The following is a 23,040-nucleotide window of genomic DNA, read 5'->3' on the forward strand; positions in this document are numbered from 1 at the left end:
CCCGTCAGGCGTCGGACAGCAGGATAACGTCAGCGGCGGCGAAGCTGATCTCGCTGTCAAGGCCGATCGGCGGCGGCGGCTGGTCCGGGCGGTTGAACGTGTCCAGCGCCACCATCGTGCCATCGACATCGACGGTCAGCCGGATCACCGAGCCCAGGAAATGCACCTCGGCGATGGTGGCGGGCAGCACCACCTCGCGCCCCGCCTCGCGCCCGAACCGCACCGCTTCCGGCCGCAGCGCCAATGTCACCCGGTCGCCCTTGCGCGCCGGGATCGGCGCCTTGGCCAGCGTCACCACCTGCCCGGCCACCTCGACCTGCCCCGCCTCGGGCGACACCACCGCCGCCGAGAGAGAGTTCAGCGTGCCGACGAAATTGGCGACAAAGCGGGTGGTCGGCTGGTTGTAGATCTGGAACGGCGCGCCGACCTGTTCGGCGATACCGCCGTTCATCACCACGATCCGGTCCGAGATCGACATCGCCTCTTCCTGGTCATGGGTCACGAAGATCGTGGTAATCCCCAGCTCGCGCTGGATCTCGCGGATCTCGTTGCGCAGGCTGACCCGCACCTTGGCGTCCAGCGCCGACAGTGGCTCGTCCAAGAGCAGCACCCGCGGGCGCGGGGCCAGCGCACGCGCAAGCGCCACCCGCTGCTGCTGGCCGCCCGACAGCTGGAACGGAAAGCGCCCGCCCATCTCGGGCAGGCCGATCAGGCGCAGCATCTCGGCCACCCGCGCCTCGCGCTCGGCCCGGGGCACACCCTTGACCTTCAGCCCGAAGGCCACGTTGTCGGCCACCGTCATGTTCGGGAACAGCGCATAGGCCTGGAACATCATCCCGATGTTGCGCGCATTGGCCCTGAGCCCCGTCACATCCTGCCCGTCGATGCGGATCGCGCCCGCCGTCGGCGTCTCGAACCCCGCGACCATCCGCAGCACCGTGGTCTTGCCGCAGCCCGAGGGACCAAGCAGCGAGACGAACTCGCCCTTCTCGATCCCCAGGCTGAAGTCCTTCACCACGCGGTTGCTGCCGAAGGTCTTTTCCAGGTTGGTCAACTCAAGGAAGGCCATCAGGCTTTCGCCCTTTCATGTTTCGAGAAGCGGGTGACAAGCTGGATCAGCCCCATGCAGCCCCAGGTGATCGCAAAGGCGATCACCGCCAGGGCCGGCGGCTCATAGGCGCGGTTGGCGCCCAGAAGCTGCATGAAGGGCCCGAAGGCCGGGCGGTTCAGCAGCGCCGCCATGGTGAACTCTCCGATCACGATGGCCAGCGTCAGGAAGGCGCCCGACAGGACCGCGACCAGCACGTTCGGCAGGATGATCCGCGCCAGGATGGTGAACCAGCCCGCGCCAAGGCTTTGTGCCGCCTCGGTCAGGGTGGCGACGTCGATGGTGCGCAGCCCGGTATCGACAGCGCGGTACATGTAGGGCAGCGCCAGCGTGGCATAGCCCATGGTCAGCAGGATGTCGGTGCCGAAGGCCGAGCCGGTCAGCGGCAGCCAGCTCGACGTGTTGTACAGCCGGATATAGCCGAAGACGATGACGATGGCCGGGATGACCAGCGGCAGCAGGGTGATGAACTCGATCACCGGGCGGGCCTGCGGCAGTTTCAGCCGCACCCAGTAGGCGGTCGGGACCACCAGCAGCACACCGAATGCGATGGTCGCCGCCGCCAGCGTCAGCGAATAGCCGAAGGTCTCCCAGAAACGTGGGTCCCCGAAGACGCGGGCATAGGCGTCGAAGGAGTACTCCCCCCGCCGCATCTTCAGGCTGAACTCGGTCATGCCGACCAGCGGCAAGAGGAAATACAGGCAGCCCCCGATGAAGGCAGCCCAGGCGACGAGGCGCTTCATTTCAACCACCTCTCGGACCGGGTCCGCAGCACGATGTAGATGACATTCGCCAGCCCGGTCAGGACGATCATCCCGAAGGCCAGCGCATAGCCGAGGTTGGGGTTGCCCAGCACGTCGCCCCTGATCTGCGCGAAAAGCTTGATCGGCACGATGTTCAGCTGCGGCCCGGTCAGCGCGAACGCAGTGGCGACCGCGCCGAAGGCATTGGCGAACAGAAGCGCGAAGGTGCCCAGCAGCGAAGGGAACAGGATCGGGAAGGCGACCATGCGCCAGTATTGCCCAGCGGTTGCCCCCAGCACTTCTGCAGCCTCACGCCATTCGCGCTTCAGCCCGTCCAGCGCCGGGGTGATGATCAGGATCATCAGCGGGATCTGGAAGAAGAGGTAGGTGACGACCAGCCCCCAGAAGGACAGGAGGTTGAAGCCATAGGCGCGCAGGTTGATGCCGAACTCGGTCCTCAGCCAGATCGTCACCAGCCCCGCCGGGCCCAGAGTGGCAATGAAGGCAAAGGCCAGGGGCACCCCCGCGAAATTCGACGCCACACCGGAAAAGGTCAGAAGCGGGCTGCGGATCGCCTTTGGCAACCCGCCGAAGACCACCGCCGCAGCCATCGCAAAGCCCACCACACAGCCCAGAAGCGCGGTGACCAGCGACAGCTTGATCGAGGTCCAGTAGGCGTTGCGGATCGAATCGGTGTTCAGGTCGATCAGGTTCTGAAACGTGAAGCTGCCATCGCCGGACTGGAACGCCCCGAACACGATCTTCATCGTCGGAAGGATCAGGAACAGCAGCGCAAAGGCCACGAAGGGCAGGATGCCCAGCCATTCGACGGGCAGGCGTCCTCTGGCAGCGCGCGGAGCGGTGTCTCGCATCGGAACTTCCCCTGTCGGTCAGGCTCCCAAGGCGTCTGTCGGCCCCGGTGAGCGTGCCCCGCCCCGGTTTGGCCGGGACGGGGCAGCGGATCGGATCACTCGGCGACGTTGGCGCCGACGGTCGCATCCCAGCCGCCGGTGACGGCGGTCTTGTTGGCATTCACCGCATCGATGGTCGGGAACACCGCACGCTCATAGGCGTCTGCGGGGGGCAGCTTGTCCAGCATCTCCTGCGGAACCTTGCCGTTCGCGACCAGGTCGTTGAACCGGATCGGGTGGCAATAGCCCGCCAGCCAGCCCAGCTGCCCCTCGTCGCTGTAGAGGTATTCCATCCACAGCTTCGCGGCGTTCGGCTGCGGCGCATAGGCGCTGATCGCCTGCACATAGACCCCGGCCAGCGTCACGTCGGCGGGCACGATCACGTCGGCCGGGGGGTTGCCCTCCAGCGAATCCCGCCAGGCCAGCGCGTTGTAGTCCCAGGCGATGACAATGGGCGTCGTGCCCTGCGCCAGCGTCCCGGCCTTGCCGATGACGGGAACGAAGTTGCCCGCGTCGTTCAGCTCCTTGAAGAACTGAAGCCCGGCCTCGCCCGCGGCGGCCCCCGGCTCGGCGCCACGCGCCATGCCCGCCGCCATCACCGCCAGGATCGCCTGGTTCGAGGCCCGCGGGTCGCCCGCCAGCGCCACCTGCCCGGCATATTCCGGCTTCAGCAGGTCTTCAAAGCTGGTGGGCGGATTCGGGACCAGATCCTTGTTCACCAGGAAGGCCATCACGCCATAATAGTCGCCGTACCAGTGGCCGTCGGCATCCTTGGCGTCGGCGGGGATCGTGTCCCAGGTGGCGACCTTGTAGGCTTGGGTCAGCCCCTCGTCCTTGGCCTGCGGGCCGAAGGCCAGGCCCACGTCGATCACGTCCGGCGCCTGCGGGCCCTTGTTGTCCTTGTTGGCCTTGATCGCCTCGATCTCGTCGGCCGACCCTGCGTCGGGGTTCAGGCCGTTATAGGCGATCTCGGGATACTTGGCCTTGAACTTGGCAATCACGTCACCATAGCCGCACCAGCTGTCGGGCAGCGCGATCGTCGACAGCGTGCCTTCCGCCTTGGCAGCGGTCTCGATTTCCTCAAGCGTCTGCGCGGTCAGCGTCGTGGTCGACAATGCCGCCACCAGCCCCGTGGCAAGTCCAAGTGCAGTCTTCAGTTTCATCAGGCAATCCTCCGTTGTTGACCGGCCCCCCGTATCCTGTCCGCACGACGGTGATGTGACACCCCGGCAGCTCCGACGAAGGTTGGTAAGCTCTTGTTACGCGGCAATCGTTCAGGTTTCCAGCCTGCCCTTGGGTCCGGCCGGAAAACCTGCGGGCCCGCCGATCCGTCCACTCTCGGGACCAGCCGCTTGACGGGTCCTTCCCGGTGGCCCTACCCTTCCCGACGCCGCCGCCGGCCCTGACGGACGCCATGACCGAACTTCACGCCCAGGAATGGCTGAACACCGACCAGCCGCTTTCGCTGGAGGCATTGCGTGGCAAGGTGCTCGCGGTCGAGGTGTTCCAGATGCTCTGCCCCGGCTGCGTGAGCCACGGCTTGCCGCAGGCAATGCGCCTGGCCAGCACTTTCCCGTCGGACAAGCTGGCCGTCATCGGCCTGCATTCGGTCTTCGAGCATCACGCAGCGATGACCCCCGTCGCTCTCCGTGCCTTCCTGCACGAATACCGCATCCGTTTTCCCGTCGCGGTGGACCAGCCCGGCACCCAGGGCCCGATGCCCCGGACCATGGCCGAATGGCAGCTTGAAGGGACGCCAACGCTCGTCCTTTTCGATCGCGCGGGCGAGATGCGGGCGCGGCATTTCGGACAGGTCTCCGACCTTGCCCTCGGGGCGCAGGTCATGGGGCTGCTCCTGGAAGACGGGGCATGACCGGCATGGACCTTGGCGCCGGGCCGTCCTATCTTGTCGGCATGATCAGGATCGTCACCAGCAGCAGATACCGGAAGATCGCCGGTTTTCCGCAGGACAGCGCCCGGCCCCGGGCGCTGGCGCGGCACCGCTGACCCTGCGTCCGGGGACACCTGAACCTTTCCCTCCCGCCACCCGCCCCCTTGAAGGAGCGTCCGCATGTCCAAATCCCGCCGCCCGCAGATCACCATCGCGCAGGAAACCGTCGACCATCTGGAAGCGCTGGTCCAGGGTGCCTCGGCGCGGATGCCCGCTTTGGCCGAGCGCCTGCTGGAAGAACTGTCGCGCGCCCGCATCCTGCCCGCCGCCCGGATTCCCGCCGATGTCGTCGGCATCGGCAGCCGCGTCACCTGGCGCGACGAAACCACGGGCCAGGAACAGACCGCCACGCTGGTCTGGCCGGAGGAGGCCGATATCGACGCGGGACGTGCCTCGGTCCTGACTCCGATCGGCGTGGCGCTGATCGGGCTGAAGGCGGGCGCGCGGTTCCAGTGGGAAACCCGCAGCGGCGAACACCGCGACCTGACGGTTCTGGCCGTCGGCCCGGGCACCATCGCCGCCTGACGGCCCGCTCAGCCCGCGCGACGCTCCCGGACGATCTCCTCCCGCAGGACCTCGGCCAGCACGGTCGCGTTGTTCCGCTCCTCGTTCTTCGAGCCGAACAGCAGCGTGACAACATCCGTTGCTGTCAGGGCGACTAGCTCGCGCAGCAACTCGGGCTGCGTGGCAAGCTCGGCGCGATAGCGTCGCTCGAACGCGTCCCAGTCCTGCGGACCGGCATGGAACCAGCGCCGCAGCGCATCGCTCGGCGCGATCTCCTTGCACCATCGGTCAAGCCGAGCGCGGTCCTTCGACACGCCGCGCGGCCACAGCCGGTCGACCAGGATGCGCTTGCCATCCGACACCCGTGCCGCCCGGTAGACCCGCTTGACGCGGATGCGGTCGGCCGGATCGCCCGGAACCGGAGGGATCGGCGGGACGGGGGAAACCGGGTCAGGCACGGGCGGCTTCAGTCTCGAAGGGCGGAAACAACACATCGTTCTCCAGCCGGATATGCTCGGTCAGGTCCTCCAGGAACGTGCCCAGCCCGGCGTAAAGCGCCGTCCAGGTCCGGCAGGCCCCGTCCGGCAGGGCGAGGTTGCCGGTCAACCGCCGAATCTCGGCGACCTCCCGGTCGTGGTCGTCATGGTCAGCCCGCATCACCGCGATGGGCGCAGCGATCCCCGGCCCGCCGCCCCGGCGGATCGCCGGAAACAGGATCAGCTCTTCCTTCTTCATATGCACCTCCAGCGCGCCGATCATCTGCCGCAGAAGGGCCGACAGGCCCTCGGGCACGGTCTCGTCGCCGAAATGCACATCCTCCACCCGCTCGGCCAATGCGGCAAGCCCCGGCAGCTGTTCGCGGTGGCGGGCATGGAACCGCGCCTCGATGTAGCGGGTCAGGGCGGCGGCGTCGTCCAGCGGCAGGGTCTCGCTCATCCTCTCCTCCTTCTTCTCAGCGATGCAGCGACCGCGCGATGCGCCCGGCCCGGTCGACCAGCAGCGCCGCGCCCGCAAGCGGGCAGATCTCCTCGGCGGTCGCGCGGAACAGCGCCAGCCAGCGGTCGAAATGCGCCCAGGTCACCGGCAGCCCCGCATGGGCGGGCATCGGCGCCCCGTGATACCGCCCGGTCATCAGCGCGACCGAGGACCAGAAGTCCACCATCCGCTCCAGATGCCGGGGCCAGTCGGCGATGCGGGGGGCAAAGACCGGGCCCAGTAACGGATCGGCGCGGACCCGGTCGTAGAACCGATGCATCAGATCGCGCAGGATCGCCTCGTCCAGCCCGGTCTCGGCCATCAGCGCGGCGGTGATCTCGGGGCGGGCGGACGCCATCGGCGGCGGGGGCAAGGACATGGCAAGGGTCCCGATCTGCTTGCAATCCTGTCTAGGCCTGCTAATCGGTATTTTCAATGCCTATTCAATCGGGGCAACCCCATGCGCCTGACCTCCTTCACCGACTACGCGCTGCGGATGCTGATGCGGATGGCGGGCGCGCCGGAGCGGGGCTTCTCCACCGCCGAGATGGCCGAAGACTTCGGCCTCTCCCGCCACCACCTGACCAAAATCGTCCGGAAGCTTGCCCAAGCCGGCTATGTGACCACCCGGCGCGGCGGCGGAGGCGGGGCGACGCTGGCCCGGCCCGCCGCGGAAATCCGCCTCGGCCAGCTGATCCGCCTGCTCGAACACGGGCAGCCGCTGGTCGAATGCTTCGCGTCCATCGGCAGCGATTGCACGCTCGACGGGCATTGCCGTCTGAAGACCCGGCTCCGCGCCGCCGAGGCGGCCTTCCTCGCCGATCTCGACCGCTCGACCCTCGCCGATATCGCCTTGCAGCCCGGACTGCGGCTGGAGGGGCCTTCGGCCTGACCTCCGGTGGGTTAACCGCCCGTAAACGCCCACAGCCAAGCTATTGAAATCCCACGGTTCGCAAACCCGCCCAGCGTGGACATCACCACCTTTTCAGGGCATCCTCGTCCGAATCCTTCGCGGCCACCCATTCCGCCCCGTCGGCCCCGATCTCCTTCTTCCAGAACGGAGCCCGCGACTTCAGGTAGTCCATCAGGAACTCCGCCGCAGCAAAGGCATCCCCCCGGTGCGACGCCGCTGTCGCGACCATCATGATCGCCTCTCCCGGCGCCAGGCGCCCATGCCGGTGGATCACCAGGGCATCCACCAGCGACCAGCGCCGGACCGCCTCCGCGACCATCCCCGCGATCGCCGTCTCGGTCATGCCGGGGTAATGCTCGATCTCCATCGCGGAAAGCCTGCCGCCCTCGTCCCGCACCAGCCCGGTGAAGCTGACCACCGCCCCCGCCCCCGGAACCGCCGCCGAGAAAGCCGACACCTCGACCCCCAGGTCGAAAGCCCCGGACTGAACCGCGACGCGCATCTCAGCCCCCTGTCATCGGCGGGAAGAAGGCGACCTCCCGGACCCCGGCCAGCGGCGCATCGAATGACGAAAGCTCCTGATCCAGCGCCACCCGCAGCGCCGACAGGTCGGCAAAGGCCGCCGCATAGCGCTCTTCCCGCGCACGCAACTCCTCGACCAGCCCGGCGACCGTGGTCGCCCGGGTCTCCAGCCGCTCACGCGGCAGCCCGATCCGCTCGCGGACCCAGGCGAAATACAGCACGTCGATCACTTGTCTTCCCGCAGGAAAGGCAGCGACTTGGAAAAATACTCCCAGCCCGTGACCACGGTGAGAAGTGCCGCAATCCACAGCAGCCAGAAGCCCACCAGGTTCGCATATGAGGCGCAATCCCGCGTGCCGCAGGCGCGGATCGGATCGGCGGTTCCGGCCGTAACCGCCTCGGCATACTGCTCCGGCGTCATCCCCTGCATCGCCACGCCGTTCAGGTACTCCAGCCCGGTCCCCAGGAACAGCACCGCAATCGCGATCATCTGCGCCGTGGTCTTCCACTTCGCCAGCTTCGTCACCTTCAACAAGCTGCTCTTGTGTCCAAGGTATTCTCGCAGCCCCCCCACGAAGACCTCGCGGAACAGGATCAGCGTCGCGGGCAGGATCAGCCAGGGGTTCATCCCGTTGTAGCCGGTGATGACCATGATCGCGATCACCACCATCGCCTTGTCGGCAATCGGGTCCAGCATCGCGCCGAACTTCGATTCCTGTTTCCAGAGCCGCGCCAGATAGCCATCGAACCAGTCGGTGATGGCCGCACCAACAAAGAGCGTAAGCGCCAGCCAGTCAGCCCAGGGGCGGTGGAAATACAGGAACATGATCGCCACACCGGGAGCGGCGAGCAGACGAAGCACGGTCAGCGTATTCGGGATCGTCCAGGTCATGCCAGATTGGTAGACCAAGGGTCCCGCAGGGGGAAGGGGGTTGTTGGGCACGGCGCGGCAACCGGCCCCTCCCTATGCGAGGTTGAACTCACATTCCCTCGGGCTGGCCCACCACCACGAACTGCAGGGCCTCGGGTTTGAACAACCGGGCCGCAACGCGCTTGATGTCTTCCATCGTCACCGCCTCGACCCTGGCATTCCGCGTGGTGACATAGTCGATGGGCATCCCGTCCATCTGCATCCCCACCAGGATGCTGGCAATCGGCCCGTTACCGTCGAAGCGCAACGGGTAGGACCCCGTGAGGTAGGTCTTCGTCGCCTCCAGCTCCTCCGGCGTCACGCCGTCGGTCACCAGTCGGCCCCATTCCGCCTGCACCACCTTGATCGCCTCGGCCACCTTCTCGTTCGAGGCCGAGAACTGGCCGAGCAGCATGTCGGCATGATCCATGTTCACCAGATAGGTGCCGATCCCATAGGTCAGCCCGCGCTTTTCGCGGACCTCGGTCATCAGCCGCGCGGTGAAGCGGCCGCCGCCGATCACCTCGTTCAGGATGAAGGCCGGGAAGAAGTCCGGGTCGTCGCGCGGAATGCCCGCTTCCCCGAAGAACACCGTCGACTGCGGCGTCGGAAAGTCGACCACCGTCACCCCCGGCGGCAACAGCCAGGGTGCTGTGCCCGGCTGCGGCGCGCCGGTCGCCGGCAGGTCGCCCAGAAGCCGGTCCAGAAGCTTGCCCAGCTCCTCTGCGGTGATGTCGCCGCTGGCCGCGACATAGACCCGGTCGCGGGCGAGTGCTGCCTTGTGCGCCGCCACCACATCGTCGCGGGTCAGCTTCGTCACCGTCTCGACTGTCCCGTCGCCGGTCGTCGCATAGGGATGGTCGCCGAAGGCCAGCGCGTCGAACGTCTCCGAGGCGATGGTTCCCGGATCCTTCTCGTTCGCGCGCAGGTTCGACAGCACCTGTTCCCGAACCCGGTCGACTGCGTCCTGGTCGAAGCGCGGGTTGACCAGCGCCTCGCGCAGAAGCTCGATCACCTGATCGCGGTTCTCGGTCAGGAACTTGGCCGAGACCCCCACCGAATCCGCCCCGGAATCGAAGCTGATCCCGGCCGCCAGCGCCTCGCGGGCCTCGGCGAACCCCTTGCTGTCCATGTCGCCTGCGCCTTCTTCCAGTGTGGCGGTCATCAGGTTGACCACCCCCCGCTTGTCCGGCGCCTCCAGCGACGAGCCGCCCTTGAACTGGATCTCCAGCGCGGTGAAGGGGATGTTGTGATCCTCGACCAGCCAGGCCCTGATCCCGCCGGGCGAGGTGACTTCCTGGATCGCGATCTCGGCCCGGACCGGAGCGGCCAGCAACAGGGCAGCGGCAAACAGGGCGCGAATCATGGTTGGACCTCCTCTCCCGTCGCAGGCGCGGAGACAGGTTCGCCAGCAGGTTCCACAGCCGCTTCCGCACCCGCTTCGTCGGCAGGCCGGGTCAGCCAGCCCGTTACAGCGTTTTTCCGGTCCAGCACCTTCTGCGCCACGGCCATGACGTCCTCGGCAGTGACGGCAGACAAGGCCTCGTCCCAGGTGTCGATGTCCGTCATCGTCAGGCCCACGCTCAACTCCTGCCCATAGCGGTTCGCCAGGCTTTCCACGTCGTCGCGGGCATAGATCTCGCCCGCCCGCACCTGCGTGCGGATACGCTCCAGCGCCGCCGGATCCGGGCCCTTGGCCAGGAAATCCGCCAGCACCTTGTCCAGCGCCGCCTCGGCATCGGTCAGGCTCACCCCCGGCGCCGGCATCACCACCAGCCCAAAGGTCGCGTCGTCGATCGAGGTCCCGTCGTAGAAGGCCGAGGAATAGACCGCGACCTGGCTGTCGAACTGCAAGGCCCGCGCCAGGACCGAGGTCTGCCCGTTCCCGCCCAGAAGCTCGGCCAGCACGGTCAGTGCCGCCGCCTCGCGCTGGTTGCCGGGGTCGCGCTCGGGGGCCAGGTAGGTGCGGAAGACATATGGTTCGGACACCCGCTCGTCCTCCAGCACCAGCCGACGCTCGGCCAGCTGCGGCGGCTCCTGCGGACGCTCGCGCGCGACGATCCCCTCCGACGGCGCCAGCGGGCCGTAATACTTTTCGGCCAGCGCCTTCACCGCATCCGGCGTCACATCCCCCGCGATCACCAGCGTCGCGTTGTTCGGGGCATAGAAGCGCCGGTAATAGGACAGCGCGTCGTCGCGCGACAATTCCGCCATCTCGTGCCGCCAGCCGATCACCGGAATGCCGTAGGGCGTGTTCAGGAACTGCGCCGCCCGCATCTGCTCCATCAGAAGCGAGCCGGGATCGCTGTCCGTCCGCTGCGCCCGCTCCTCCAGGATCACCTGACGCTCGGTCGTCACGTCCTCCTCGGTCAGGCGCAGGTTGCGCATCCGGTCGGCTTCCATCTCCATCACCAGGTCCAGCCGGTCGGCGGCGATGCGCTGGAAATAGGCGGTATAGTCCCAGCTGGTGAAGGCGTTGTCATCGCCCCCCTGTGCCTCGACGATGCCCGAGAAGGCATTGGGCGCCACCTTCTCGGTGCCCTTGAACATCAGGTGTTCCAGGAAATGCGCGATGCCGGAGTGGCCGGGGGGCTCGTCCGCTGCACCCACGCGATACCAGATCATCTGCACGACCACCGGCGCGCGGTGATCCTCGATCACCACCACGTTCAGCCCGTTCTCCAGGGTGAAACTCGTCACCGGCTCATCAGCGGCGGCAGGCAGGGCCAGGGTCAGCGCAAGGGCAATGCCAGCGCCTGTTCGTCCGAGCATCGGCTTCTCCAGGTCAGGTGTTCGGGGAAACTGCGGCGCAATGCCCGGACAATCAAGCCGGGCCGCGCCAGAGCCACGCGCTTGTTACTCTTCGCCCACCTGGCGCGGCGGCGCCGAGGAGGTGCGGACGCCCAGCTTGCGCCAGCGGGCCAGCTCGGCCTGCTGGTTCAGGCTCTGCTTGCGATACGCCTTGTAGTAGACGTTCACGTTGAACAGCCGCTCAAGCGGGCGACCATTGTTGTCGCGCCGCCATTCCAGGTCTTCCGAGGCCAAAGTGGCGCGGATGCCGCCATCCACCCCAAAACGGGCGGCATGGGCGTAAAGCGCTGAATCGCCTGCCGGAATACCCCCCGCTGCCGCGGGCTTGCCCCCCAGCGCCACCGCCGCATCGGCCTCGGGCGTCTGGTCGGTGCGGTTGTAGCCGCCGGGCGTGGGCTCCGGCAACTCGCTCAGGCTTTCCGGCATTTCCAGCGCCTTGGGCGGCACGATGGCGAACTCGTCCGGACCTTGGCCCGACCGCAGGTTCATAAGCTGGGGCGCGCCCTTGCCGCCGCAGGCCGCAAGCGTGACCATCGCCGCAACCGCGATGACCGCCCTGCCCTTCACTGCCCGCATACCCGCCTCCGAACCGTCTTTGCCCCGTCTTAGCCTAAAGCAATGCGGGCGTCACGGGTGTTTAGCGCGTCTTGCCGGGGGGTTTTCCGCCGGTTGTCCTGCGGCCCTCGCTTCCCTTGGCAAAGATCACCAGCCCAAGCGCCCCCGCGAAGATCGCGATGTCCGCCACGTTGAAGGCATAGGGGTTCTCGATCCCGCAGCAGGACATGTTCAGGAAATCCGCCACCGCGCCATAAGCGATTCGGTCGACGATATTGCCCAGCGCGCCGCCCACCAGCAGGCCTCCCGCCAGCTCTGCCTTCCAGTTCCCGCGTTCGCGCCGCATCCACCAGATCACCCAGGCCGAGATAGCCAGAGCAACCACAATCAGCCCCCAGCGCGCGATGTCCGAGCCGTGCGACAGCAGCCCGAAGTTGATGCCCTCGTTCCAGGCCATGCGAAAGACCAGATACGGGGGCAGCACGTCGATCTCGTGACGGTCGATCAGGTCCAATCCCTGTACGACGCCCAGCTTGGTCAACTGGTCGATGCCGAAGGTGGTGACGGCGGTGATCCAGAAGCGCCGCATCTCAGTGCCGGAAATGCCGCTGTCCGGTGAAGACCATGGCCAGCCCGCGTTCGTCCGCCGCCGCGATCACCTCGTCGTCGCGCATCGAGCCGCCGGGCTGGATGATCGCCGTCGCCCCGGCCTCTGCCGCGGTGATCAGCCCGTCGGCGAAGGGGAAGAAGGCGTCCGAGGCCACGACCGACCCCTTGGTCAGTGGCCCGGCCAGCCCCAGCGCCTCGGCCATGTCCTGCGCCTTCCGCGCTGCGATGCGGGTGGAATCCACCCGGCTCATCTGCCCCGCGCCGACGCCCACGGTCGCGCCATCCTTCACGTAGATGATCGCGTTCGATTTCACATGCTTGGCCACGGTCCAGGCGAACATCAGGTCACGCAGTTCGGCCTCCGTGGGCACGCGCTTCGTCACCACCTTCAGGTCGGCGGGCGCGACATGCCCCGCATCCCGGTCCTGCACCAGGAAGCCCCCCGCCACCTGCTTGAAGGCCAGCCCCTTCGCCTTGGGGTCCGGCAGCGCGCCTGTCGTCAAGAGCCGCAGGTTCTTCTTGCCCGCAAACACCGCGCGCGCCTCCTCGGTCGCATCGGGGGCAATCACCACCTCGGTGAATATCTTCACGATTTCTTCCGCCGTCGCCGCGTCCAGCACCTGATTGAGCGCGACGATCCCGCCGAAGGCACTGGTCTGGTCGCACTGGTAGGCCCTGCTGTAGGCCTCCAGCAGGGTCGAGGCCGTCGCCACCCCGCAAGGGTTCGCATGCTTGATGATCGCGCAGGCCGGAGCGCCGCCCGCGAATTCCGCCACCAGCTCGAAGGCCGCGTCGGTGTCGTTGATGTTGTTGTAGGACAGCTCTTTCCCCTGCCACTGCCGCGCCGTCGCCACGCCGGGGCGGCGGGTGCCGTCGGTGTAGAAGGCCGCCGCTTGATGCGGGTTTTCGCCATAGCGCAGGGTCTGCGCCAGCTTGCCCGCGAAACTGCGGTACCTCGGGGCAGGCTCCCTGATCTCTCCCGCCAGCCAGGTGCTGACCGCCGTGTCATAGGCTGCGGTCTTCGCATAGGCCGTCAGCGCCAGCCTCGAGCGATAGGCCATCGTCGTGGCCCCGTCGTTGGCCTTCAGCGTCGCCAGCAGACAGCCGTAGTCCAGCGGATCCGTCACCACCGTCACGAAGCGATGGTTCTTCGCCGCGGCCCGGATCATCGCCGGGCCGCCGATGTCGATGTTCTCGATGCAGGTGGCATGGTCCGCCCCGTTCGCCACCATCTGCTCGAACGGGTAGAGGTTCACGATCAAGAGGTCGATCGGCTCGATCCCATGCGCCGCCATCGCCACCAGATGCTCGTCGTCATCCCGCAGCGCCAGAAGCCCGCCATGCACGTTCGGATGCAGCGTCTTCACCCGCCCGTCCATCATCTCGGGGAACCCGGTCACGTCGCTGACATCCCGCACCGCCAGCCCCGCAGCCCGCAACATTCCGCTGGTGCCCCCGGTCGAGATCAGCTCCACCCCGTATCCCGCCAGCGCCCGCGCAAGGTCCAGAAGTCCGGTCTTGTCGGAAACCGAGATCAGCGCACGGCCGATGGGGACGAGGTTGGTCATCGCTTGAACCCTTCGCTTGCCGATGAGGCATCAGTTGGGTCCGTCAGGGGTCCATCCCCTCCAGGTCCCGGATGGCCAGCGGAGTATCCTTTGCCTTCGCCAAGGTCCAGCCTATCCGTGTCTCGAAGCCTCGCGCCTGCCCATGCAGCACAATTTGCAGGCAGGGCCGCGGGTTCACCCGCCCGGTTTCCAGATAGGCCGAGGGCTCCAGCGCCAGATCCGCCTGCCCGGTGAAGCGGAAAACCCAGATTTCGCCACTGCGCAGCGCCATCGACACCGCCGCGCCGCCCATGTCCAGCGTCGCGTCCACCTCGGGGTGCAGGTGGAAGCGGATCGCGAAGCGCGCACCCGCCATCGCGGTCTGCGTCATCACATCCTCGAACCGCCGCCGCGCCTCGGCCGTCATTGCCGTCAGCGCATCCACGCCGGACAGCCGACGCCCGTCCTGCGCCAGAGTCAGGCTGCGGCTCGCCGTCAACCCATGGCTGGAAAGCCACCCGTCATGCGCCAGATACAGGTCCGCCCCCTCGGTCCCCATCGTCAGGCGCGAGGACGTGACCTGCGCCCGATGCTCCAGCGCCTCGCCCTCTGCCCCCAGCCGAGAGGAGGACACCCCTTCCATCCCCAGCGTGGAATGCGAAGCGGTCGCCCGCGAGGCCCGCCACCAGTCCGTCCCGAAGCCCGCCCCCGGGCCGCAGTTCACCACCAGCGCCCGCCGCCCCGAGCACAGCTCGAAGGCGCTTGTCGAGGCATGGGCCGTCCGCGCCGCCCGCCCCCCCGGCGGGGCCGAGGCATCGACGATGACCGAGGTCCGCCCGCCGTGCAGCCGGGCATAGCCCATCGCGATGGAGGGCGTCGATCCCGCCCGTACCCCCGCCGCCGCCAGCGCCTGGTCCAGTCGCCCCTCCTCCCCCCTGTCGCCACCATGGAACCGCGCCAGCTCACCATCCGCATGCCGCAATCCCCGCAGCGCCGGGGCGATCCGGGTGATCGCCGCCGACAACGGGGGCGGCACGGTCAGATTGGCCTCGCTCATAGCGCTCGCCGACCAGGTCAGCAGCGTCAGCACCTCCAGCAGCTCCTCAGGGTTCCGCGTCGGGATGCCGCCCTCGGCGTCGATGTCCGCCTCGCAGGCCGCCGCGAGCGCCGCCGAGGCCGGGGCGACCAATCCCTCCATCCCGATCAGGGAAATCCCCGCATAGACCAGTCCGGTCAGCGCCTCGAACCTTGGCAGGCCCTCCGCCGCACTCCGCCAGCGCCTCGCCAGATAGGCCGCCTGCCGCGACAGCGCCGCATAGAACGCTGCCGACTGCACCCTGTCGCGGACCTGCATCAGGTAGGTGGCATGATGCACCCAGCGGATGATCCTTCGGCCCGTCAGGTCCGGCGTCCAGCCCGGCCCCTTGCCCCCGCCATAGCGGTCGATCCAGCCCCAGGTCCAGTCCTGCGCCCGCCCCTGCGCCTCCTTGGTCCCCAGCGCCACCAGGTCGTCCAGCCAGCCGAAACCCTGCGCCTCCGCGAGAAAGCGCTCCGGCGCGGCGATGTCCCAAAGCGAAACGCCAGGCGCCTCGGCCAGATGCCCCGCCAGCAGGATATTGCCTGAAACCAGCTGCTTGCCGCGCGGGTAAAGCCCGATCGACCGCGGCTCCGGCTGCGACACGAACCCGCCCGCTGGCCGCGCGCGGCGCGCCGCCAGCACCGCCAGCCGGTCGGCCAGCCGATCCAGTCGCTTCGACGTGGTGCGCACGTCCTGCCTCGCTCGCTTGCCCGGTTCGCCCGGGTCGTAGGCGGGTATGATAGGCAAAACCGGCCCGCGCGTCGACGGTTTCGTCACGCCCCGCCCGGTGAGAGACAAACTCCGTCAGGCGAGATGGTCGATCCTTTGCAGTACCTGCGCCAGATGCCCGACCTGGTCCAGCCAGCGCGCCAGAAGCTTCGGATCATGCGGTGCACCATGCACCCCCGCCGGGATCTCACGGTTCAGCACCGCCTCGACGGCCAGCGACACCGGCACCGACACCAGCCGCCCCATCGCCGTTCCCCGCACATCGCCCCAGGCATCCAGCGCCCAGGTCTGATGGAACGCCGGCACCCCGTCGCGTTCCGCCTTCAGGGACACGAACAGCACCACCCGGTCGGGCTCGCCCTCGGCATAGGAGTTGTCGTTCAGAAGCTCCGCGGCCCGCGCGTCAAGGGCGGCGTTGATCTCCGCCGTGGACTTGCCTTCCAGCCCCTCGATCTCGCGGAAGATCGGCGCCCAGGCATCGGCCCAGCCGTTCAGCCGGATTGTCCCGCGCACGAAGTCGCGCACCCTCCAGTGCTTCTCGAAACGGTATTCCTCCATGAAGGGATAGCTGTCGCGGTTGGGATAGACCTCGAAGCTTTCCGGTTGGGGCAGCGGCGCGTCATAGCGGCTGATCGCATCCCAGGGCCGGTTGACCCGCAACTCGGTGAAATGCCGCAGGCTGCGGGACGGAGACCGTAGCGCCTTCAGCACCCCGGCGGGAGCCCAGCTGAACTTGTAGCGGAAGGCGTTCGCCTCCTTCGGCACCCCGCCGCAATAGCTGGTAAAGCTCAGCACGTTGTCGTTGTGATAGGCCTTCGAGGCCCGATAGCGCGCCACCAGATCATGTGCCATCAGGTGGTCGATGCCGGGATCAAGGCCGACCTCGTTCACCGAAACCAGGCCTTTTTCCCGGAACGCCCCGTCCAGCTCGCGCATTTCCGGCGCGATGTAGCTGGAGGAACAGAAGTTCGCGTCCTTCTCCAGGCACAGCTTGGCGATGCCGACATGCTGGTCGGCCGGCAGCATCGACACCGCGATGTCACCCGGCTTCAACGCGGCGGTGAGCGCCTCCAGGCTGAAGGGCCGGATGTCCTGGGTCAGGTCGCCGACCTCGGCCCGCGCCTTTTCGACCGTGCGGTTCCAGACCGTGACGGGATGCCCCGCCTCGATCAGACGCCGCAGCCCCGGAATCGACGACAGCCCCGTGCCGCACCAATGGATCGTCATGTCTTTGCTCCCCTGTGTCCCGGAGACCCAAAAATCTTACTCAAGATTCTTGACAAATTCCTTCCTCAAGGAATTTGGGCCCCGCTCGATACCTTGCTCACACGCCCGCGACGTGCCTGTCGAATTCCACCTTCGCCCGCCCCCAGACGCCCCGGTCCAGCGCATCCAGCGTCAGAAGCGACGGCAACAGCTGCGCCGCATAATCCTCGCTCGATTCCACCGGCATCAGGCTCGGCAGGTTGTCGATCGCCGTCACATCCAGCGGCGGCACATCATGCACCCTTAGCGCCGGAGCATCCCAGTCCGTCGCCCGATCATAGACCTTGATCGGCGAGAAATCCGAGGTCGGGTCGCAGGCGATATCCCCGATCACCGTCAGCCTGCGCGGATCGGTCTTCGCAGACGCAGGCACGAACACCGGGCAGCCCGGCCGGGCGAGGATGCAGTTCAGGAAGATCTCGTGCTGCAAGACCTCAGGGAACGGCCCGCCGCTCGCGGTCTCCGCCATGTCCCATTTCGTCACCGCCACGCCCATTGCCGTGCACAGGTCGGCCGCCCCCGTACCGACCCGCCCCAATGCCCCGATGATGATCGCCCGGGGCCGCGATAGCCCCGCCAGTTCCGCGCCCAACTCCGCCAGCAGCGCCTCCTTCGACGCCACCTTCCGCACCGGGCCGGCAATCCCGCCCCGCTGTTGCGCCGCCCAGCATGTCAGCGAAACCGCTGCGCCCGCATAGCCGGCCCAATAGCCAAAGGCCGCGACCCGCCGCCCATCCTCGCCCACAAGATATTCCAGGTCATACAGTACCCCGCCCCCGGCCTTGAACCGCTTGAGCAGGACCCGCCCCGCCGGTTGCCCCTTGAACGCATGGCCGAACATGATGTGCCGATGCGTCAGCGGCGTGCCGTCCTCCGGCAGTTCCTTCAGCCCGAAGATGATCGCATCGGCAGGAGCCGTGGGCCACGCATTCTCCGCAGCGACCTCGCAGCCCGCCGAAACATACCCCTCCAGCGGGATCGCCCGGACCGAGGACTTCTCCACCGTCACCCGGATGCCCGCCTTCACCAGCGCGGCCGCACCTTCGGGCGTGATTCCCACCCGCTCCTCGTTCGGCCGCTGCTCGGCCCGCACCCAGAGATGGGTCATGTCCCGGTCCCTCCCAAATTTGCCGCGTGATAGCAGAACCGGCGCCAGGATACAGGGGTCCGCGATCGGCATGGATGTCTCCGGCAGGACGGGTCCAAAGCCTTGCGGGCCGGACAGGAAATCGGGATAGAGGACGGGCCAAGGTCGAAACGCCACAGGTGGCCCCGCATATGCCGACGATCCCGAAGGACCTGCCCCCGTTCGACATCGAGCGACAGGCGACGATTGTCGCGGGCGAGCCCGGCCGCGGGCGCGAGGCCGAAGACGACGGGACCGCGCCGGGGATGGGCCGTCCCCTGATGGGGATCGGGGTCCGCCGCGCCGACGGGACCAAGGCCCGCTTCGGAACCGATGTCTTCCTGCACCGCCGCTCGCGGCCCGTGCCGCTGGACGCGGTGAAGACCGAAGCCGGACACCGCCCCGGACGCTGCATCTACGGCGGCGTGATCGGGCCGGGGTTCGGCCATCTGCTGACCCAGTCGATCGGGCGTCTCTGGCTCTGCGACCTCTTCCCCGAGGCCCCTGTCCTCTTCGTCAGCTCGCGTCGTGGGCTGACCGTGATCCCCGATTATTTCGTGCAGGTGCTGCGCCAGCTGGGCATCGGCAATCCGGTGGAACTGGTCTGCCAGCCCCTGCGGGTCGAGGAGCTGGTGGTGGGCGAAGAGCTGTGCAACCTGCATCGCCGGCCCAGCGTGATGCCGCAGTTCCCGGCCTGGCTCCGGGCGCACCGTCCGGCGACGCCGGCCGAACCCGGACTGCAGCTCTATGTCAGCCGGGCCAGGCTGGGCCTCGCCAACGGGCAATTCCTGCAAGAGGCCGACCTCGAGGCGTTCCTCCAGAGCCAAGGCTATCGGATCATCCACCCCGAAACGCTGTCGATGGCCGACCAGATGCGCGCCTATGGCTCAGCCGAGAAGCTTGTCTTCGCCGATGGGTCCGCCGTCCACCTCTGGTCGCTGATCGCGAGGCCCGAGCAGCAGGCGGCGATGATCCTGCGGCGCCCACTGGACAGCCATATCGCACGCTGGTTCCAGGGGTTGCCCGACGTGAAGCTCGACTATCTGGATACCCGGATCGCGGATTTCTCCCGGCGGGGCGGGCCATCGAACACCAGCGTCGCCCTCCTCGACCTGCAGGCCTTGTGCGCGGCGCTGCGCCGTCTCGGCTTCCTTGCCACCGACGCTGCGATCGGACCGCCCCGTCCGGTGCTCGAAACCTGGCTGGCGCGGATGGAACGGGGGCGATCCCCGCTCCGCTCCGCACCCCCCGAGCTGGACGAAAGATCGCGCCAGCTGATCCGGCGTCGGCCCGGCGTGAAGTCCAGCGCCTCCCCCGCAGAGACCGCCGCAGAGACCCCGCAATCCGGCGATCCGCCACAGCTTTCGCCGTGATTCCCGTTTGAAACCCGCCGTCCGCCGGTGCAAGTCTGGGCGGAATGTCAGAAGGTCAGGCCAAGATGCAAATCGACACCACCCCACTTCCCGAGGTGCTGGTCCTCACCCCCCGCCGCTTCGGTGACGCGCGCGGCTGGTTCATGGAAACCTGGAACGCCGAGCGGATGGCCAATGCCGGACTCGACTTGCCCTGGGTGCAGGACAACCACTCCTTCTCCGCCACCAAAGGCACGCTGCGGGGCCTGCACTTCCAGTCGCCGCCCCGCGCGCAGGACAAGCTCGTCCGCTGCTCGAAGGGCGCGATCCTTGACGTGGCGGTCGATATCCGCAGCGGCTCGCCGACCTTCGGCCAGCACGTCGCCGTCGAGCTGACCGCCGACAACGGCCGCCAGCTTTTCGTCCCCAAGGGCTTCCTGCACGGCTTCGTGACGCTGACCGCCGACACCGAGGTCCAGTACAAATGCTCCGACCTCTACAGCCCTCAGAATGACGGCGCCGTCCGCTGGGACGATCCGGCCCTCGGCATCGACTGGGGCACCAGCACCCCCACCCTCTCCGACAAGGACGCCCGCGCCCCCCTCCTCGCCGACATCGGCCAGCCCTTCCGCTACGGAGTCCCGGAATGAAGCTCCTCGTCACCGGCGGCGCCGGCTTCATCGGTTCCGCCGTGGTCCGCCTTGCCGTCGCCCGCGGCCACGAGGTCGTCAACCTCGACGCCATGACCTATGCCGCGAACGAGGCCAACGTCGCGTCGGTCGCCCAGTCGAACCTCTACAGCTTCGAGAAGGCCGACATCCGCGACCGCGCAGCCCTCGACCGCATCCTCGCCACGCATAACCCCGACGCCGTGATGCACCTCGCCGCCGAAAGCCATGTCGACCGCTCCATCGACGGCCCGTCGGATTTCATCGAGACCAACATCACCGGCACCTTCAATCTTTTGGAAGCCGCCCGCGCCCACTGGACCCGCCAAGGCAAACCCGAAAGCTTCCGCTTCCACCACATCTCCACCGACGAGGTCTTCGGCTCGCTGGGACCGGAGGGCCAGTTCACCGAACACACCCCCTACGACCCCCGCTCGCCCTATTCCGCCTCCAAGGCCGCCTCCGACCATCTGGTCCGCGCCTGGACCGAGACCTACGGCCTGCCCGTGCTCCTTACGAACTGCTCCAACAACTACGGCCCCTACCATTTCCCGGAAAAGCTGATCCCCGTCACCATCCTGAACGCGCTGCACGGTCGCCCGATCCCGGTCTACGGCACCGGCGAGAACATCCGCGACTGGCTCTATGTCGAGGATCATGCCGACGCCCTCCTCCTCGTCCTGGAAAAGGGCGCCTTGGGCCGCAGCTACAACATCGGCGGCGAGAACGAACGCCGCAACATCGACCTGGTCCGCACCATCTGCGCGCTGCTCGACGAGATGGCCCCGAAAGCCACCCCCTACGCCGACCAGATCACCTTCGTCACCGACCGCCCCGGCCACGACGCCCGCTACGCCATCGACCCCTCCCGCCTCCGCGAGGAACTCGGCTGGCGGCCCTCGGTCACCGTGGAGGAAGGCCTGCGCCGCACCGTCCGCTGGTATCTCGACAACGAAAGCTGGTGGCGCCCTCTCCTCGACCGGAAAGGCGTAGGGGAAAGGCTCGGCAAGGCATGAAGCTCCTGATCTTCGGCAAGACCGGCCAGGTCGCGCGCGAACTCGCGCGGATCGTGCCAGAGGCGACCTTCCTTGGCCGCGACGAGGCCGACCTCCTGAACCCCGCCGCCTGTGCTGCCGCCATCGCCGCCACCGACGCGCAAGCCGTGATCAACGCCGCCGCCTGGACCGCCGTCGACAAGGCCGAGGTCGAGGAAGCCGCTGCCACCATCGTCAACGGCGCGGCCCCCGCCGCAATGGCCCGCGCCGCTGCCGCCAAAGGCCTGCCCTTCCTTCATATCTCCACCGACTACGTCTTCGACGGACAGGGCACCCGGCCCTTCGCCCCTGAGCATCCGACCGCGCCGCTGAACGCCTATGGCCGCTCCAAGCTGGCCGGGGAACAGGGCATTCGCGCCGCAGGCGGCAGCCACCTGATCCTGCGCACCTCCTGGGTCGTCTCGGCGCACGGGGCGAATTTCATCAAGACCATGCTCCGCCTCGGGGCCGAGCGCGAAAGCCTCAACGTCGTCGCCGACCAGATCGGCGGCCCCACCCCGGCAGCCGACATCGCAGGCGCGCTGATCACCGCCGCCAAGGCCATGGTCCAGGGCATGCCCGGCGGCACTCATCACTTTGCGGGCGCCCCCGATACCAGCTGGGCCGGTTTTGCTCGGGCGATCATGGCCGAGGCCGGGCTTGCCTGCCGGATCAATGACATCCCAACCGCCGATTACCCCACTCCCGCCCGACGCCCGCTGAATTCTCGCCTTGATTGCCATGCATTGCAGGACGCGTTCGGCATCCCCCGCCCCGACTGGCGCGCGGGCCTTGCCGTCATCGTGAAGGAGCTGACCGCATGACCCGCAAAGGCATTCTCCTCGCCGGAGGCACCGGCTCGCGGCTCTGGCCGATCACGCTCGGCACCTCGAAACAGCTTCTGCCGATCTACGACAAGCCGATGGTCTATTATCCCATCTCGGTCCTGATGCTGGCGGGCATCCGTGAGATCGCCATCATCACCACGCCGGAAGACCAGCCCCAGTTCCAGCGCCTGCTGCAAGACGGCAGCCAATGGGGCGTGCGCTTCACCTGGATCATCCAGGAAAAGCCGGAGGGGCTGGCGCAGGCCTACCTATTGACCCGCGATTTCCTGAACGGCGCACCTTCGGCGATGGTGCTGGGCGACAACATCTTCTTCGGCCACGGCCTGCCGGAAATCCTGTCGCGCGCCCATGACCAGGACACCGGCGGCACCGTCTTCGGCTACCATGTCTCCGACCCCGAACGCTACGGCGTGGCGGCCTTCGACGCCGATGGCCGCGTCACCCAGATCATCGAAAAGCCGAAGAACCCGCCCTCCAGCTTCGCCATCACCGGCCTTTACTTCCTCGACGGCCGCGCCCCCGACATCGCGGCACAGATCAAGCCCTCGCCGCGTGGGGAACTGGAGATCGTCGACGTGTTGGAACACTACCGCGCCGAGGGTTCGCTTCAGGTCGAACGCATGGGCCGCGGTTTCGCCTGGCTGGACACCGGCACGCCGGGCAGCCTGCTCGACGCCGGGAACTTCGTTCGCACGCTACAGGACCGGCAGGGGATGCAGGTCGGCTCTCCGGACGAGATCGCCTTCCGGCAAGGCTGGATCAGCCGTGACGGGTTGGGCGAACGGGCAAAGGTCTTCGGCAAGTCCAGCTACGGCGCGCATCTGGCAAGCGTGCTCAAAGAGTGACCTTGCCCCACTGTCACGGGCACCCCTTGTCAGGG

At 67.6% G+C, this 23,040-nt stretch carries 27 protein-coding genes; 9 read left to right on the plus strand and 18 right to left on the minus strand.

Going from position 1 to position 23,040, the window contains the following annotated elements:
* Positions 1–4: 4 nt before the first annotated feature.
* The 4 genes from JNJ68_RS08130 to JNJ68_RS08145 form a co-directional block, all read right to left on the minus strand.
* A complete protein-coding gene (locus JNJ68_RS08130; protein WP_294981234.1) occupies positions 5–1,069 on the minus strand; it encodes an ABC transporter ATP-binding protein in 1,065 nt (354 codons plus the stop codon).
* On the minus strand, positions 1,069–1,851 hold the full coding sequence (locus tag JNJ68_RS08135) for an ABC transporter permease (protein WP_294981236.1): 783 nt from the start codon (positions 1,849–1,851) through the stop codon (positions 1,069–1,071). Before JNJ68_RS08135 ends, JNJ68_RS08130 begins: the two co-directional genes overlap by 1 nt.
* Positions 1,848–2,723 (minus strand): ABC transporter permease subunit, encoded by an 876-nt coding sequence (locus tag JNJ68_RS08140; protein WP_294981238.1) that lies wholly within the window; start codon positions 2,721–2,723, stop codon positions 1,848–1,850. Before JNJ68_RS08140 ends, JNJ68_RS08135 begins: the two co-directional genes overlap by 4 nt.
* A 95-nt stretch (positions 2,724–2,818) precedes the next feature.
* Positions 2,819–3,925 carry an ABC transporter substrate-binding protein gene (locus JNJ68_RS08145; protein WP_294981240.1) on the minus strand — a complete coding sequence of 369 codons (1,107 nt, stop codon included), beginning with the start codon at positions 3,923–3,925 and terminating at the stop codon, positions 2,819–2,821.
* A 251-nt stretch (positions 3,926–4,176) separates the two neighbouring features.
* Between JNJ68_RS08145 and JNJ68_RS08150 the strand changes: the two genes are divergently transcribed.
* The 3 genes from JNJ68_RS08150 (at position 4,177) to rnk (ending at position 5,238) form a co-directional block, all read left to right on the plus strand.
* Positions 4,177–4,635, plus strand: coding sequence for a TlpA family protein disulfide reductase (locus tag JNJ68_RS08150; protein ID WP_294981241.1), 459 nt, complete (start codon positions 4,177–4,179; stop codon positions 4,633–4,635).
* Complete coding sequence (locus JNJ68_RS08155; protein ID WP_294981243.1) at positions 4,632–4,769, plus strand: hypothetical protein; 138 nt, start codon at positions 4,632–4,634, stop codon at positions 4,767–4,769. The genes JNJ68_RS08150 and JNJ68_RS08155 overlap by 4 nt, the downstream gene beginning before the upstream one ends.
* A 64-nt stretch (positions 4,770–4,833) precedes the next feature.
* On the plus strand, positions 4,834–5,238 hold the full coding sequence (gene rnk, locus JNJ68_RS08160) for a nucleoside diphosphate kinase regulator (protein WP_294981245.1): 405 nt from the start codon (positions 4,834–4,836) through the stop codon (positions 5,236–5,238).
* A gap of 8 nt (positions 5,239–5,246) precedes the next feature.
* On the opposite strand, the gene JNJ68_RS08165 is transcribed toward rnk, so the two are convergent.
* Genes JNJ68_RS08165 through JNJ68_RS08175 form a run of 3 tightly spaced genes read right to left on the minus strand, consistent with a single transcriptional unit; the run spans position 5,247 to position 6,550 of the window.
* Positions 5,247–5,675 (minus strand): DUF488 family protein, encoded by a 429-nt coding sequence (locus JNJ68_RS08165; protein ID WP_294981247.1) that lies wholly within the window; start codon positions 5,673–5,675, stop codon positions 5,247–5,249.
* The gene (locus JNJ68_RS08170) at positions 5,668–6,153 is read right to left on the minus strand and encodes a hemerythrin domain-containing protein (protein ID WP_294981249.1); all 486 of its coding nucleotides are present in this window, start codon (positions 6,151–6,153) and stop codon (positions 5,668–5,670) included. The genes JNJ68_RS08165 and JNJ68_RS08170 overlap by 8 nt, the downstream gene beginning before the upstream one ends.
* Before the next feature lie 16 nt (positions 6,154–6,169).
* Positions 6,170–6,550: a group III truncated hemoglobin gene (locus JNJ68_RS08175; RefSeq protein WP_294981251.1), complete on the minus strand. Its 381-nt coding sequence runs from the start codon at positions 6,548–6,550 to the stop codon at positions 6,170–6,172.
* Between the two features lie 102 nt (positions 6,551–6,652).
* Here JNJ68_RS08175 and JNJ68_RS08180 point away from each other — a divergent pair, with 102 nt between their 5' ends.
* Positions 6,653–7,084 carry an Rrf2 family transcriptional regulator gene (locus JNJ68_RS08180; RefSeq protein WP_294981253.1) on the plus strand — a complete coding sequence of 144 codons (432 nt, stop codon included), beginning with the start codon at positions 6,653–6,655 and terminating at the stop codon, positions 7,082–7,084.
* An 82-nt stretch (positions 7,085–7,166) separates the two neighbouring features.
* Here the strand turns inward: JNJ68_RS08180 and JNJ68_RS08185 are convergent, their stop codons facing one another.
* The 11 genes from JNJ68_RS08185 to JNJ68_RS08235 form a co-directional block, all read right to left on the minus strand.
* Positions 7,167–7,607 carry a molybdenum cofactor biosynthesis protein MoaE gene (locus tag JNJ68_RS08185; protein ID WP_294981254.1) on the minus strand — a complete coding sequence of 147 codons (441 nt, stop codon included), beginning with the start codon at positions 7,605–7,607 and terminating at the stop codon, positions 7,167–7,169.
* A gap of 1 nt (position 7,608) precedes the next feature.
* Complete coding sequence (moaD, locus tag JNJ68_RS08190) at positions 7,609–7,854, minus strand: molybdopterin converting factor subunit 1 (RefSeq protein WP_294981460.1); 246 nt, start codon at positions 7,852–7,854, stop codon at positions 7,609–7,611.
* The gene (gene pgsA / locus JNJ68_RS08195) at positions 7,854–8,519 is read right to left on the minus strand and encodes a CDP-diacylglycerol--glycerol-3-phosphate 3-phosphatidyltransferase (RefSeq protein WP_294981256.1); all 666 of its coding nucleotides are present in this window, start codon (positions 8,517–8,519) and stop codon (positions 7,854–7,856) included. Before pgsA ends, moaD begins: the two co-directional genes overlap by 1 nt.
* Before the next feature lie 88 nt (positions 8,520–8,607).
* Positions 8,608–9,903, minus strand: coding sequence for a pitrilysin family protein (locus tag JNJ68_RS08200; protein ID WP_294981257.1), 1,296 nt, complete (start codon positions 9,901–9,903; stop codon positions 8,608–8,610).
* Positions 9,900–11,309: a pitrilysin family protein gene (locus tag JNJ68_RS08205; protein ID WP_294981259.1), complete on the minus strand. Its 1,410-nt coding sequence runs from the start codon at positions 11,307–11,309 to the stop codon at positions 9,900–9,902. The genes JNJ68_RS08200 and JNJ68_RS08205 overlap by 4 nt, the downstream gene beginning before the upstream one ends.
* 84 nt (positions 11,310–11,393) lie before the next feature.
* Positions 11,394–11,924 (minus strand): DUF3035 domain-containing protein, encoded by a 531-nt coding sequence (locus tag JNJ68_RS08210; protein WP_294981262.1) that lies wholly within the window; start codon positions 11,922–11,924, stop codon positions 11,394–11,396.
* Positions 11,925–11,985: 61 nt separating this feature from the next.
* On the minus strand, positions 11,986–12,492 hold the full coding sequence (lspA, locus tag JNJ68_RS08215; protein WP_294981264.1) for a signal peptidase II: 507 nt from the start codon (positions 12,490–12,492) through the stop codon (positions 11,986–11,988).
* A 1-nt stretch (position 12,493) separates the two neighbouring features.
* A complete protein-coding gene (purH, locus tag JNJ68_RS08220; protein ID WP_294981266.1) occupies positions 12,494–14,080 on the minus strand; it encodes a bifunctional phosphoribosylaminoimidazolecarboxamide formyltransferase/IMP cyclohydrolase in 1,587 nt (528 codons plus the stop codon).
* 43 nt (positions 14,081–14,123) lie between these two features.
* Positions 14,124–15,827 (minus strand): heparinase II/III family protein, encoded by a 1,704-nt coding sequence (locus JNJ68_RS08225; protein WP_294981269.1) that lies wholly within the window; start codon positions 15,825–15,827, stop codon positions 14,124–14,126.
* A gap of 114 nt (positions 15,828–15,941) precedes the next feature.
* Complete coding sequence (locus JNJ68_RS08230) at positions 15,942–17,093, minus strand: saccharopine dehydrogenase family protein (RefSeq protein ID WP_294981272.1); 1,152 nt, start codon at positions 17,091–17,093, stop codon at positions 15,942–15,944.
* 97 nt (positions 17,094–17,190) lie between these two features.
* Positions 17,191–18,240 (minus strand): saccharopine dehydrogenase, encoded by a 1,050-nt coding sequence (locus JNJ68_RS08235; RefSeq protein ID WP_294981274.1) that lies wholly within the window; start codon positions 18,238–18,240, stop codon positions 17,191–17,193.
* 170 nt (positions 18,241–18,410) lie between these two features.
* Here JNJ68_RS08235 and JNJ68_RS08240 point away from each other — a divergent pair, with 170 nt between their 5' ends.
* The 5 genes from JNJ68_RS08240 (at position 18,411) to rfbA (ending at position 23,005) form a co-directional block, all read left to right on the plus strand.
* Entirely contained in the window at positions 18,411–19,631 is a 1,221-nt protein-coding gene (locus JNJ68_RS08240) for a glycosyltransferase family 61 protein (RefSeq protein ID WP_294981276.1), read from the plus strand.
* Positions 19,632–19,696: 65 nt separating this feature from the next.
* Positions 19,697–20,260: a dTDP-4-dehydrorhamnose 3,5-epimerase gene (rfbC, locus tag JNJ68_RS08245; RefSeq protein WP_294981277.1), complete on the plus strand. Its 564-nt coding sequence runs from the start codon at positions 19,697–19,699 to the stop codon at positions 20,258–20,260.
* Positions 20,257–21,294 carry a dTDP-glucose 4,6-dehydratase gene (gene rfbB / locus JNJ68_RS08250; RefSeq protein WP_294981279.1) on the plus strand — a complete coding sequence of 346 codons (1,038 nt, stop codon included), beginning with the start codon at positions 20,257–20,259 and terminating at the stop codon, positions 21,292–21,294. Before rfbC ends, rfbB begins: the two co-directional genes overlap by 4 nt.
* Positions 21,291–22,136 carry a dTDP-4-dehydrorhamnose reductase gene (gene rfbD / locus JNJ68_RS08255; RefSeq protein ID WP_294981281.1) on the plus strand — a complete coding sequence of 282 codons (846 nt, stop codon included), beginning with the start codon at positions 21,291–21,293 and terminating at the stop codon, positions 22,134–22,136. Before rfbB ends, rfbD begins: the two co-directional genes overlap by 4 nt.
* Positions 22,133–23,005 (plus strand): glucose-1-phosphate thymidylyltransferase RfbA, encoded by an 873-nt coding sequence (gene rfbA / locus JNJ68_RS08260; protein WP_294981283.1) that lies wholly within the window; start codon positions 22,133–22,135, stop codon positions 23,003–23,005. The genes rfbD and rfbA overlap by 4 nt, the downstream gene beginning before the upstream one ends.
* The last annotated feature ends 35 nt before the right edge of the window (positions 23,006–23,040 follow it).

Origin of the sequence: Tabrizicola sp. (assembly GCF_016793705.1) — a bacterium.
Taxonomy (GTDB): domain Bacteria; phylum Pseudomonadota; class Alphaproteobacteria; order Rhodobacterales; family Rhodobacteraceae; genus Tabrizicola.